Below are 12,368 nucleotides of genomic sequence, written 5' to 3'. Positions count from 1 at the left end.
GTACACATTGAAAATATATAAGTCAGCTTACAAATTCCCATTAATTGAAAGGGGTATCCTTTTTTGCAAACTAACAAGCATACAGAAAAGAAAACCATTATTTTTATTCATGGATTAGTTGGAAATCGTCGTGCCTTCAAAAAAGAATACAAACGCTTTTCCTCTTCGTATAATATTATAACTTATGATTTACTAGGTCACGGTGAGGATAAAGGACAAGCAATTGACTTTTCTTTAAATCGACTTGTAGAACAATTATTGGACCTATACGAAAAAGAAGGAATCGAAGAAGCACATATTTGCGCTCTAAGCTATGGGTGTTATATCGCCACTATATTTGCACATACATATCCTGAAAAGGTATTAAGTATTTGCCATATTGGCGGTCATTATAATAATCCTTCCCGATTATACAGCGTGTTTCAAAATTTTTGGGAAAAGCGAGGAGACGAATATTCGACTTGGCTTTCTCAGTATGCTAATACTATTTTTCCAAGCGGTATACTAAAAGCTAACCCGTTTGCCGTTATTTCAAAAAATATTTATTATCGTTTCGGATTACAATTACACTCATCTATTATTGTAGAATCGCTCAAACATCGTCTAGAATTCGATTTGAAATCTAAATTAAAAGAACTCTCACACCCTATTTTATGGGTAATGGGGGAACATGATCATCTCTATAAATCTTGTCTATTTGATTTAAAATCTATTCTTCCTAACGTTTTATATAAAGAAATCCCTTTAGCTGGACATGCAGCAAATCTATTTCGCCCTAATTATTTTCATGATTTGTATGCACAATTTTTGCATGGAAAATTGAAATAATACTTTTTTGTACAACTGTGAAAAAGGCTTCCCAAGTTTCCCTGGAAAGCCTTTTCTCTATACGAAAAGTAGTTTATAAACTACTTTTTCTTAGTATGCTTTTGTGTAACCTGTTAAGTGTTTAGCCCAGTAAGAGTTATTAATTGAACTAATTCTTACACCAACACTTTCATTCTCTGCACTAATGAACTGACCGTTTCCTAAGTAAACACCCATGTGAGAAAGACCTGATTTATAAGTGTTAGAGAAGTATACTAAATCACCTGGTTGTGGATTGCTAGTTTTTGTTTTAGAGCTCCAGTATCCAGCAACTGTTTGACGAGCGCCTGAATGACCAGTTTGATTTAATACGTAGTGAATGAATCCACTGCAGTCGAAACCAGCAGTAGTTTGACCACCAAATACATATTTTGAACCATTTAAAGATCTAGCGAATCCAGCGATTGAAGATGTATCTCCACCTGTTGGCGCTGTTGGTTTTTGTACTTGATTATTAGTACCTTGGTTATTAGTACCTTCGTTATTAGTACCTTCGTTACCACCAGTAACTACATTGTTCACTCCGCCTTTTACAAACTTAACATAATCAGCGCTTACATAACCTGTGCGACCATTATGGTTAATTTTGTACCAACCATTTTCTGCGCCAATAACGTTTAATACTTTACCGTTTGTTACCCCACCAATTACAGGGTTGTATGTAGCTGGACCTGTACGTACTTTTAAAGCACCTGTGTTAACAACATATGATCCACCAGTTTGAACTGTAGTGTTGTTGTTATTAGTAGGTTGTTGTGTTTCATTAGATACAGCTGAACCGCCTTTTGTTACGAAGTCTTTGCTAACGTATCCAGTTCCACCATTGAAGTTGATTTTAAACCAATCTTGTACTTCACCTACAACTTGTACAGTTTTCCCTTTGTTTACAGAACCTAAAATAGTGTGAGACGCGCTAGGACCTGTACGTACGTTAAGTGAAGAAACGTTTACAGTATAAGTACCTGTTCCTTGTTGAACAGCAGTGTCCTTTTTGCCACCAGTTGTTACGAAGTCACCACTTACATAACCTGTTTGACCATTTACACTCACTTTGAACCAGCCATTTTCTTGACCGATTACTTGTAGCACTTGACCTTCTTTTACTTTAGAAATAACGTTATGTCCTGTGCCAGCACCTGAACGAACGTTTAATACATCAGCTGTTACCGTGTATTTTAGTTCAGAAGTTGTTTCTACTGCTTTCGTTTCAGTTTCAGTTACAGTTGTTTGATTTTGAGTTTGAGTTTGTCCATTGATTTCTTTTAGCGCATCATTTGACACTTGTGCATGAGCAGAATCCATTCCAGGAACTGCTACACCAGCTACAGAAGCTGCTGCTAAACCTGCGATTACTTTTTTCATAAGTTGTCTTTACTTCCTTTCCCTACTATCCTCTTAAAAAAACACAAACTTAATACTTTACAATATTATTAAAGTAAAATATTCATTAAGTTCCACTTTTTAACAAGAGTTTTATTTTTCACACGTCGTCTATTTTAAATGAACGAAGTGAATTTCGTGTGAACTTCATGTGAACTTTATCATTAAACACATTGTTTCCGCAACATTTTTTTCACTTTTCTTATGTATCACAAAAGAAATTATTTTTTCAAAATAGGTATACTATTCGAAATCTCAACTTCTCCACATCTTAAGCGAGAACAAAATGGGTTTAAATAAAAAAGCATTTTCATGAGTCACCCTCTTATCATTACAAAAATCGAGACATTTATCAACTATATAGTATTCTAAAAAATTATATTTATTCTATTTTTTCATAGCGTTCATATTTAGGTAGATGGCGGACGAGTTATATAATCTCAATTGATAAAGGATTTAATCAACAAAAATCCCCTATCCACTGATTAAATCCTTTCATATTGAAAAAAATTTGTCTCGTTCTAGCTCAATCCAAGTATCTATATTTTCTTCATTATCCTTTACTAAACGATTTACTAATATATCATGCCATATATAATTTTCTAGTAAATAAACATGGACTGGATCATCTGTATAGAAAGCATTTCCTTTTTGCTCTACGGAATGACCATATACCATTTCTTTTCCATCGATTGATAAAATAAACCATTTATGATTCCCAATATTATCAACATAACTTGTTTTCCGATGAGATTCGCAATGATTCTTGGGGCTTTCGTAGGCTCTAGGTTTGCTATAAAAAAGGGGTCTCTTACGTTCGAGTTTTATTTATTATCGTAACGCTTTTCCTTATCGGAAAAAATATCGCCGACTATTTAAAGATTTTTCAAATGAAAACATTGGAATTTTTAGAATTACATTGATAAAATATCTATCACAGACTTATATGTTAGGAGGATTATCATTCATGGCGCAAATCATTGACAACCATTTACATAAAAATATTGAGTTATATCTTGTATTCATTCAATTACTATCCTTTATAACCTTTAATAAAGTGACGATATTTGAAACTAAAAAAACTAAGTTAAAAGAACAGATACAGAATCTTCAGCAAATAGATCCATACCGATTATAATAGCGTATAAAAACAGGAATTAGTTTAAACTGCACGCACTGTTCTATTCTCTAATGAAACCTTGCCCCACAATTACGCACATTTGCTTAGAAGAACTATTAAGAATATCTAAGTGAATACAAAAAAAGGATTACTAATTATAGTAATCCTTTTTGTTATATTATTTATATATTTTCACGCGAGTTTCTAATGGCTGGAACTCTTTTTCTCCTGCTTGTACTACTGGCTTACCAAATGGCATTTGGGCAATCAACTTCCAGCTTTCTGAAATGTCCCATTCTTTTCTTACTTCATCATCAATTAGCGGATTATAGTGCTGTAGTGTAGCTCCAAACCCTTCAATTTCTAACGCTGTCCAAATCGCAAACTGTAACATTCCTGATGATTGCTGAGACCAAGTCGGGAAATTCTCTTTATATAGTGCAAATTTTTCCTGAAGATCTTCTACTACTTTACTATCTTCAAAATACAAAACTGTTCCATATCCACTTTTAAATGCATTCATTTTCTCTTCAGTTGGTCCAAAATTATTTTCTGGTACAATTTTTCGCAATGTTTCTTTCGTAATATCCCATAGTTTATCGTGTTGTTCACCTAATAAAACAACAACTCGTGCACTTTGAGAATTAAAAGATGAAGGTGTATATTTTACAGCATGATAAATCACTTCTTGAATTTTCTCATCAGAAACCACTTGCTCTTTACTAATTGCATAAATTGATCTTCTGTCTTCAATTGCTGAGTAAAAATCTTTTGCCATAATAATTCCCTCCAATTTTTATTTGAGGCTTTGTAATATGTATATATGGTATATTCTGCCCCTCAACTTATTTATAATAAGTTTATAACTTTATTGTATCTACAAACAAATACAATTTCAAATGATAACACTCCCACTGTTTCATTTTTCACTTTTCGTACTTTTATATACCTTTAAAATAAAAAACAGCTTATCTCCACTCAAATTGAGTTTCAAATAAGCTGTTCTTTTTATATAACGTCTTACATTATTACTTCACTACACTTACTTAACTAACCATTTGGAATCCATAAGACATTAGCTTATGTGTTTCTGTAAAGCGTTTCGTTTTACTTTTCGTTCCCATAACAACTGTGATAATTCGCTTATCCCCTTGTTTGGCGGTTCCTGTAAAACAATACCCTGCGCTATCTGTAAATCCTGTTTTCAGTCCGTCCATACCTTCTATATAAAGTCCCTTATTTGCTGCATTTAACATCTCATTTGTACTTGTAACACTTATATTATTAAATGCTAGCTGACTTTGACGTAAATGTGTCACTTCTAATATTTCTGGATAATCTTGAATAAGATGATATGCTAATTTCGCTACATCAGCCGCAGGCATCTTTGTTTCACTTCCGTCTGGTTGTTGTAGACCAGATGCATTTGCAAATTTCGTCTCATTTGAAAGTTCTATTTGCTTCGCCTTTTGGTTCATCAGTTGAACAAAGTTTTCCTCTGTTTTTGCTAAATGTTCTGCTAAAGCAACTGCCGAATTATTAGCGGATTGAATCATTAAAGCGTGGAATAAATCTTTCACTGTTAATGTATCATTCGCTTGCACTGGAATTCTCGCACCTTCAGTTTGAGCTGATTTTACACTTATTTTCACTGGGTCTTCCCAGCGGATTTTTCCATTATGTATACTTTCTAAAAGAAGATATGCCGTCATCATTTTTGACATACTTGCTGGCGCAAAGGTTTCATTCTCATTATGTTGATAAATAAATTCTCCATTACTCGCATCAATAATGATCGCAGCTTTTGCGTCAATTTCTGGTGGTATATACTTTTGTGGTACTACCTTTTCAGCGAGCCCTGTCTTCGGTAGCTCTGCCACTTGTAAAATTTGACCCTCTATCGCCTCTTTTGCAACATTCGTGTCACTCTTTTGAGCTCCTTGGAAAAAGAACCAACATATACCAAAAATAATCACAAGTAGTATGGCTACCCTTGCCCACCTTAACCTTTTCATCATTAAAACTCCTTTAACAAGCCTTTTATACATTCACATTTAACCATAACAACAATCACTTTATACCGTCAAGGTAAAACAACATAAATATTCATCTGATATAACTATTATTTCAGCATATATTATACTACAAATAAAATTACATAATATCAATTTTCAAATATCTGATTAAAGCTTCCCCTTCAAGATGCTATATAAAGTGAAACTTTAATCAGTGGTTTTTTCCATCCCCCACTGATTATGAGCCCACATCAATCGGGCTTTTACGGGCAGCCCGACTCCCACCTTACTTCTTTGCTTCCACCGAATTCTGAGGTGGGAGTCTTACTGCCCTCAAATAGCGGGATAAATAGAAAGGATTGATGTAATGATACTGCCACATTCATTAAAACAAGGTGATACAATCGGCATATCTTCCCCTTCTTCACCAGTCACGCACACTTCTCCGAAAAGGTTTAATCGAGCAAAGCAATATCTCCAAAATAAAGGGTTTCATATATTAGAAGGAAAACTAACGAGCCAGCATGACTTTTACCGTTCCGGAAACATTCGATAACGCGCTGAAGAATTAAATGAATTAATTAGAAATCCTCATATCTCTTGTATTATGTCAACAATCGGTGGAATGAATTCCAATTCATTATTACCTTATATCGATTATGAAGCTTTTCAAGAGAATTACATTTTTAATAGAAGAAAGTAGGTATCATTTATAAAAAAAGATGCCTATTCTCTTCTATTGTTTTACAATAGAAGACATGATACTATATATTTTGGAATGTGAAGAAATAAACAAAAATTCATGATATGTAGCGAAAAAATACTTTCAATGTACATTCTATGCAATAAGAAACTATGGATTAAATACATTCATTTCAAATGCATGTATTTATATGTAAAAGAGAGTGAATATATGAAACCAAATTTTAAAAATTATGCATTTTTACATGTAGCTTTCTTGATATATTCTATCATTATGGTTTACATGAAATGGGCAGCTAAATTTCCCATTGCATCAATCTCATTTTTTGTTGCTTATTTTGGACTTGTAGTGCTTTTATTTGGATACGCAATTCTTTGGCAACAAGTCATTAAACATTTCGAAATATCAAAAGCATATTCGCACCGGGGTATTATCATATTATGGTCTATGCTATGGTCCGTCCTATTGTTTGGCGATACGATAAAGTGGAACAACTTACTCGGCGCAGCTATTATTATCGTTGGGATTGTGGTGGTGACAAAAGATGAATAGTTATGTGTTATTGTTAATTTTCGGAATCGTTTTAGCCAATTACTCACAAATTTTATTAAAAAAAGCTACTTTACAACAATATGATTCTAGGTTAAAAGAATATGTAAATCCTTATGTTATTATCGGTTACTCTTTATTCGTACTTAACGCAGGGCTCAATATTATTGCCTTAAAAGGTCTATCAATAAATCAAGTCTCTGCATTAGAGTCATTAAGTTATATCATCATATTAATTTTCGGTTGGTATTTCTTAGGAGAAAGAATAACAAAAAGAAAAGTCATTGGAAACATTATTATCTTAATCGGCGTTGTTGTATATTTTATAAAATAACCGTTTGTATAAAAAGATCCGTTATAAATAACGGATCTTTTTATATACTCATTACTGTCCTAAATTTTGAATCTTATCTTTCAAATCACGAACTTGTTCTACCGTCTGCATAAGTTCAGAGTTTTTAAACTGTTCTACATCTATTTTTCCTTCCTCTATCTTTTTCATAGATGTATCAATTAATGTGTTTAACTTCTCATTGTATCCGACAATTTGTTGATGAATATCCTTTGCTACATCTGGTGGTGTTAATTCATTGAATACTGGAATATCTTTTTGAATCTCACCCAGCTTCGTCTCTAATTCTTTTCGAGCTGCACTATCGTTAATAGCCTTTTCTGCTAATCCTGGCGCTTCATTCGCAAACGCACTTATTTTATTAACATAATCTGTAGCCTTCTGAGCGTAATCAACAGAATTTTTCCCCTCTTCAATGACTGAACACCCCATTAACCCTATTACCATTACAAATAACAATAAAAATTTGTTTATTTTCATTTTCTACTCCTCCCATAATTAATCATTCTCCTTACATTAATAGGTATATTTCCTTCTAAGAGCACTTCTTTGTTCACCTTATGTATTCTAGTCAATCTTTGTATTACCTTTTTATACTGGCTCAAATCCGCTAGACTTTTACGTAACCTATAACGGTTACAGCCTCTATTTCTATATGTACACCAATGATGTCATCGATAATATCTGTGTATCCTTCACCTATAGGCATCCCATAATTTAATGAAATCCCTGTTGTTTCATAAACTGACTTTGGTACCGTCAAAATAAATTTCCTGAGGTTCCTTTCATCAGCAGGTTCCATAATTAAAACAATACCATCCTCTTCAAACATATAATCACAGCCTTCCAAATATACCTTTACTATGGATCAGTATTGCCTTTATTGAATAGATTTTAAACCCATAAAAAAAAACAGCAAGGCATCCGCAAAATAAAAAGCACAAATCTTGTCATATCAAGGATTTGTACTTTTTAAGTGCAATTCTATTGCTCCAGCTACATTTTATTATTTCTCAAAAACTCTATTTCCAGCTCTAGTAATTTTCTCTCACGAGGTTTGATTTTTCTTACAGGCACTCCTACGTAAATAAACCAATCTTCTAGATTATCTTTTACCATACTCATCGCACCGACTGCAGTTCCTTCGCCTATAATCACATTTGGGAAAATAATCGAATGTGCTCCAACAATCGCATGTTTCTTTAAAATGACTTTTGCAGCTGTCACATTTCTATATTGGATTGGAACAGTCGGCCCCATCAGCGCATTGCCACTAAAATCATCAAGTGCTGCATATACATTTGTTCTCGCTGAAATGTTAGCAAAGTCATGTAGTTCAATCCCAATCTCCCCCCCATATAACGCTGTATAAGCAGCTATATGTACGTAATTCCCTATTTGAATTTTGCCACTTAAAATGCAAAAGTCATCAATTCTTACATGATCGCCAACTGACATAGCACTCGGATTATATATACTTACTTTCCTGCTAATAAGTACATCTTTTCCAACAGTCCGAAATCCAATTTGGTCTAATTCGATTCGACTATAAAAACTATTCACCTCTAGACACCACCTTCTGCTCTAGGCACATTACAATTTCTTCTACTAATTCTTTTGTCATCCCTTCCCATAAAGGCAAACTCATTATTCGTTTTGCTATCGTGTTTGTTTTCATTAAATTTGTAGACTTATATTTTTTAAAAAACTCTTGTTCGTGACAAGATGGCGAGAAATATAATCTTGCTTCAATTTGTTGTCTTTTCAATATTTCTAATACATACGTATTATGAATTTCTTCTGGACATAAGATGGGCATAAACTGATGAATGACTGCATCTGTCTTCTGAAGTTTCCATCCTTTTTTAATCAATCCTTTTTTTTGTAAAAGCTGTTCATACCATCTTGCAATCTGATTACGTTCTTTTACTTTATTATCCCATTTTGTTAAAGTAGCAAGCCCAATCGCCGCCGCATATTCAGACATTTTACAATTGAATCCTATCATATTACATTCGCGTTTCTCATCAAATCCAAAGTTCCCCATCCTTTTCATTCGTTTTATATCTTCTTCATTGCAGCTATATATCATTCCACCTTCTCCAATACCAAACGGTTTCGTTGCATGAAAGCTATAGACTACCATCCCACTAAAATCCTGACCGTAATGGCGGCCTTCTTTCATCAATCCAAATCCAGGTGCTGCGTCTACTACAACCGGAACTCCTTTTTTCTCTAATTCCTCATAATCATTTAAATCCATCCAAGAGCCAAACGTTGCATATGGAATGACAACCGCAACTTCCTCTTTCAATTCATTAATCGTATCAAAGAGTACACTTTTATCCATACACCAATCTTCGAATGATATATCAATAAAATATGGTTCCAAACCGCACCAAATAGCAGCTAACGGTGTTGCAGGGAACGTGAAACTAGGCATAAGCGCGTATTTCCCTCGCTTTTTTTTCTTCAATTGAATAGCAGCCATTAAACCTAAAGTTGCATTTGCTACTGTTGTCACTGCTCCTTTCCCTTGAAAGAACTTTGACATAATAGATTCTTCAAAATACTGATTTAGGGGTCCATAATTACTATATATACGAGACATATCAATTTTTTCTAGATCATCCATATATTCTTTAACGTTGACGACTGAAGCACGTAAAAAAGGAATATTCCCCATATTTATCTGTTCCTTCCCTATCATTTTCTAACAATATAGAGCATATCAGTTTCGGATAACCCTAATTTCCGAGCTTGCTCTATTCCATATTTTTCAGCTATGTTATATAGCTCAACGTAAAAGCCTGCATTCTTTAAGCGTTGAATAAATCCAGCTTGATTATATATTCTCACATGGTCTTCTTGACCAAAAACTAGTTTTCTCATTTGTGGTGTTACAATAGATGGACCCTCTATAATCGAATTTATATGCATTACTATTGGAACTTGAATAATCCCCCATCCACCTGGCTTTAATACTCTATACAATTCTTTCATTGCTTTTTCATCCTCAGGAACATGTTCCAAAACATGACTACAAATAATAACATCAAAAGCTTCATTTTCATATACTATATTTGTAACATCAACTTCTTCCATCAGTTGATCCTTTGGTATTAAATCACCACATACATAACTAAGGTTTGTAAACTGGTTCAACCACTCTCTTAACCTCGCTTCCGGTGCAATATGAAGGATTTTATGATTTTCACTTAATAAATTTGTTTCCGTTTCAATGTAAGTACGATATAATCTTTCTCGATCCATAGAATTACAAATCGGACAAATACCAGTATCTTTATTCCACATCTCAAATTTATATTTCGGAAAATCGTAATGCGCTGGCCAAGGAGAAAAATTATCAAATGTTCGATTACAATATGGACAGGAGCAGAAATAATCACTAAATATATGCGTAACTAGCTTATTTAGCTTCTTTTTTATATTCTCATTTTTTATCAGGCTGAGCTCTCCCCTCCTCACAGCATCCTTTAGTATATATCCAGCATTCTCTAAACAATATGACAGACTTTCTTTATACTCTTGCTCTGAATTTAAAAATCCACTTTCACGAGCATCAACAATTAATTCAATCCATTCCTCAATTGTCATTAAGATAAAGTTCATTTGTTTTTGATTTTGCCCACTGTGTTGTCTAAAATAACTGAGAGGTTCTTCTATATAAACCGCTTTTCCTTTTTTCAGCATGTCTAGCCATGTTGCAATATCATTAATAGCGGAATATGCTTTCCCTTTAAAACATCCAAATTCCCCATAAAAGAACTTACGACTATATAGAACTGTTGTAGGTTCTCCAACTACATTTTTCAAGTTCTTCAACATATAATTTCCTAAGTTTTTTCCTTCAAAGACTGTCGTTTCTGTAGCAATTTTCAAATTCAATGTAGATGGTGGCAACAATTCTCCATTTTCATCTATAAGCTCTCGATATGAAGTTACGAAAGCTAGATCATTTATTCCAAAAAAATATGGCATCATTCTCTCAATCTTTTCATGATGAAATACATCATCATCTAGTAAGAAATTTAAATAGTCTCCTTTAGAAAGTTCTATACATTTATTAAAATTTTCAGCGACTAGCGGAACATCATTTTTAACATATGTAATACATTCATATACTTCTAAATATGGCTGAAGCATAGATTTAACCTCATTATTTGTACTATCATCACAAATAATGATCTCAATATTTTCATATGTTTGATTGAGGGCGCTTCTGAGAGCTATTTCTAAATAATGGGGTCTATTATAGGCAGGAATAAGTATACTAACCTTTGGTAAGTTTGAATGTATATTAATAAACTGTTTTTTCTTCTCCATGTATAACTTCTTAATCATAATCTTTTGATAATATTCTAATGAATATACCGCAGGTGACGGTACAATTCTTTTAGCATATGCAAGAAAATTTATAATCGCTGTATCTAGTTCTTCTTCTAAAGATAAAAATCCATATTTTTCTCCTTCTATAATCCCATGTGAAAAATCTTCCAATCCGTCTATTAATTTATTAGATTCGTTTAACTGTTGATTAGGATGTAATCGAAAATAACTAAGTGTCTCTGCGATATATACCGCTTTCCCTTTAGCTAGTAAAGATAACCACGAAGCAACATCTACATTACATAAATATTTCCGATTATCAAATATACCAAAAGAGTCGTCTAAATCTTTTTTACGAAATAATACAGTTGTAGGCTCTCCTATATAATTACGTTGATTCATAATTACTATATTTCCCAGATGCACACCATCCATAATAGTATCTTGTTCAAATAAACGCATAGTCGAATAAACATCTGGCAATAGATTACCATCTGTATCAATTACTTGTCGATGTGATGTAATAAGCTTAATATCATTCGTTGTATCATTTATATAATATTGCATCATTTTTTCAATTTTATTTATATGAAATAGATCATCATCCATTAAATAATTTACATACTCACCGCTTGCTTTATTGAATAGCATTATTGCATTTTCAAATTGTCCAAGAGTCGAATTGTTTTTTATATAAGTGATATTTGGATAGTTAGACAAGTATTTTTGTAATATTTTCTCCGTTTCATTATTTGTACTATCATCCCCAATAATAACTTCTATATTAGGATATGTTTGCTCTAACACACTACATAATGATTGTTCAAAATATAGCGGACGATTATAAGTAGGGATTAATACACTTACCAATGGAAGAAGATTTGTATTCTCTTCATCTTTCTCAATACGATCTCTCATTTTATTCCCCCATTTCTCCTCGTTCCATTTATTTATTTCTCATTTAAATAAACTCGGATATATACAATATAAAAAAACACATTAATACATCTGTATGGGATATTTATGCTTTTA

General features: G+C 33.0%; 13 protein-coding genes and 1 pseudogene. 5 read left to right on the top strand and 9 right to left on the bottom strand.

Annotated features, from left to right (window positions below):
• The first annotated feature begins 63 nt into the window (after window positions 1-63).
• Entirely contained in the window at window positions 64-828 is a 765-nt protein-coding gene (locus tag DJ93_RS22150; protein ID WP_042983256.1) for an alpha/beta fold hydrolase, read from the top strand.
• 90 nt (window positions 829-918) lie between these two features.
• Here DJ93_RS22150 and entFM read toward each other — a convergent pair whose 3' ends face one another.
• Both entFM and DJ93_RS22140 read right to left on the bottom strand, forming a co-directional pair.
• Entirely contained in the window at window positions 919-2,229 is a 1,311-nt protein-coding gene (gene entFM / locus DJ93_RS22145) for an enterotoxin EntFM (RefSeq protein ID WP_042983255.1), read from the bottom strand.
• 513 nt (window positions 2,230-2,742) lie between these two features.
• Window positions 2,743-2,925, bottom strand: a complete 183-nt coding sequence (locus DJ93_RS22140; protein ID WP_241484308.1) for a phospholipase D-like domain-containing protein — start codon at window positions 2,923-2,925, stop codon at window positions 2,743-2,745.
• Between the two features lie 289 nt (window positions 2,926-3,214).
• Here DJ93_RS22140 and DJ93_RS33300 point away from each other — a divergent pair, with 289 nt between their 5' ends.
• The gene (locus DJ93_RS33300) at window positions 3,215-3,385 is read left to right on the top strand and encodes a hypothetical protein (RefSeq protein WP_080743566.1); all 171 of its coding nucleotides are present in this window, start codon (window positions 3,215-3,217) and stop codon (window positions 3,383-3,385) included.
• A gap of 160 nt (window positions 3,386-3,545) precedes the next feature.
• On the opposite strand, the gene DJ93_RS22135 is transcribed toward DJ93_RS33300, so the two are convergent.
• Both DJ93_RS22135 and DJ93_RS22130 read right to left on the bottom strand, forming a co-directional pair.
• Complete coding sequence (locus tag DJ93_RS22135) at window positions 3,546-4,145, bottom strand: nitroreductase family protein (RefSeq protein ID WP_042983253.1); 600 nt, start codon at window positions 4,143-4,145, stop codon at window positions 3,546-3,548.
• Window positions 4,146-4,413: 268 nt separating this feature from the next.
• Window positions 4,414-5,382: a D-alanyl-D-alanine carboxypeptidase family protein gene (locus DJ93_RS22130; RefSeq protein WP_042983251.1), complete on the bottom strand. Its 969-nt coding sequence runs from the start codon at window positions 5,380-5,382 to the stop codon at window positions 4,414-4,416.
• Between the two features lie 403 nt (window positions 5,383-5,785).
• Here DJ93_RS22130 and DJ93_RS31085 point away from each other — a divergent pair.
• The 3 genes and pseudogenes from DJ93_RS31085 to DJ93_RS22120 all read left to right on the top strand — a co-directional run.
• Window positions 5,786-6,061, top strand: a pseudogene (locus tag DJ93_RS31085) (LD-carboxypeptidase); the annotation flags it as partial.
• A gap of 234 nt (window positions 6,062-6,295) precedes the next feature.
• The gene (locus DJ93_RS22125; RefSeq protein WP_042983250.1) at window positions 6,296-6,637 is read left to right on the top strand and encodes an EamA family transporter; all 342 of its coding nucleotides are present in this window, start codon (window positions 6,296-6,298) and stop codon (window positions 6,635-6,637) included.
• Window positions 6,630-6,968, top strand: coding sequence for an EamA family transporter (locus tag DJ93_RS22120; RefSeq protein WP_042983249.1), 339 nt, complete (start codon window positions 6,630-6,632; stop codon window positions 6,966-6,968). The genes DJ93_RS22125 and DJ93_RS22120 overlap by 8 nt, the downstream gene beginning before the upstream one ends.
• Window positions 6,969-7,019: 51 nt before the next feature.
• Here the strand turns inward: DJ93_RS22120 and DJ93_RS22115 are convergent, their stop codons facing one another.
• From DJ93_RS22115 to DJ93_RS22095, 5 genes are all read right to left on the bottom strand, one after another.
• Window positions 7,020-7,466, bottom strand: coding sequence for a DUF6376 family protein (locus tag DJ93_RS22115; RefSeq protein ID WP_042983247.1), 447 nt, complete (start codon window positions 7,464-7,466; stop codon window positions 7,020-7,022).
• 130 nt (window positions 7,467-7,596) lie between these two features.
• Window positions 7,597-7,818: a hypothetical protein gene (locus tag DJ93_RS22110; RefSeq protein ID WP_042983246.1), complete on the bottom strand. Its 222-nt coding sequence runs from the start codon at window positions 7,816-7,818 to the stop codon at window positions 7,597-7,599.
• Window positions 7,819-7,982: 164 nt separating this feature from the next.
• The gene (locus tag DJ93_RS22105; RefSeq protein ID WP_042983245.1) at window positions 7,983-8,549 is read right to left on the bottom strand and encodes an acyltransferase; all 567 of its coding nucleotides are present in this window, start codon (window positions 8,547-8,549) and stop codon (window positions 7,983-7,985) included.
• A complete protein-coding gene (locus DJ93_RS22100; protein WP_042983244.1) occupies window positions 8,542-9,672 on the bottom strand; it encodes an aminotransferase class I/II-fold pyridoxal phosphate-dependent enzyme in 1,131 nt (376 codons plus the stop codon). Before DJ93_RS22100 ends, DJ93_RS22105 begins: the two co-directional genes overlap by 8 nt.
• A gap of 20 nt (window positions 9,673-9,692) precedes the next feature.
• A complete protein-coding gene (locus DJ93_RS22095) occupies window positions 9,693-12,254 on the bottom strand; it encodes a glycosyltransferase (RefSeq protein WP_042983243.1) in 2,562 nt (853 codons plus the stop codon).
• Window positions 12,255-12,368 lie beyond the last annotated feature (114 nt).

Origin of the sequence: Bacillus clarus, from assembly GCF_000746925.1 — a bacterium.
GTDB lineage: Bacteria > Bacillota > Bacilli > Bacillales > Bacillaceae_G > Bacillus_A > Bacillus_A clarus.
This window is presented reverse-complemented; position numbering and strand designations above follow the sequence as displayed.

Coding starts and splice junctions, on each gene's coding strand:
- entFM (WP_042983255.1), bottom strand. CDS start 2,229: ATGAAAAAAGTAATCGCAGGTTTAGCAGCAGCTTCTGTAGCTGGTGTA.
- DJ93_RS22140 (WP_241484308.1), bottom strand. CDS start 2,925: ATGGTATATGGTCATTCCGTAGAGCAAAAAGGAAATGCTTTCTATACA.
- DJ93_RS33300 (WP_080743566.1), top strand. CDS start 3,215: ATGGCGCAAATCATTGACAACCATTTACATAAAAATATTGAGTTATAT.
- DJ93_RS22135 (WP_042983253.1), bottom strand. CDS start 4,145: ATGGCAAAAGATTTTTACTCAGCAATTGAAGACAGAAGATCAATTTAT.
- DJ93_RS22130 (WP_042983251.1), bottom strand. CDS start 5,382: ATGAAAAGGTTAAGGTGGGCAAGGGTAGCCATACTACTTGTGATTATT.
- DJ93_RS22125 (WP_042983250.1), top strand. CDS start 6,296: ATGAAACCAAATTTTAAAAATTATGCATTTTTACATGTAGCTTTCTTG.
- DJ93_RS22120 (WP_042983249.1), top strand. CDS start 6,630: ATGAATAGTTATGTGTTATTGTTAATTTTCGGAATCGTTTTAGCCAAT.
- DJ93_RS22115 (WP_042983247.1), bottom strand. CDS start 7,466: ATGAAAATAAACAAATTTTTATTGTTATTTGTAATGGTAATAGGGTTA.
- DJ93_RS22110 (WP_042983246.1), bottom strand. CDS start 7,818: ATGTTTGAAGAGGATGGTATTGTTTTAATTATGGAACCTGCTGATGAA.
- DJ93_RS22100 (WP_042983244.1), bottom strand. CDS start 9,672: ATGGGGAATATTCCTTTTTTACGTGCTTCAGTCGTCAACGTTAAAGAA.
- DJ93_RS22095 (WP_042983243.1), bottom strand. CDS start 12,254: ATGAGAGATCGTATTGAGAAAGATGAAGAGAATACAAATCTTCTTCCA.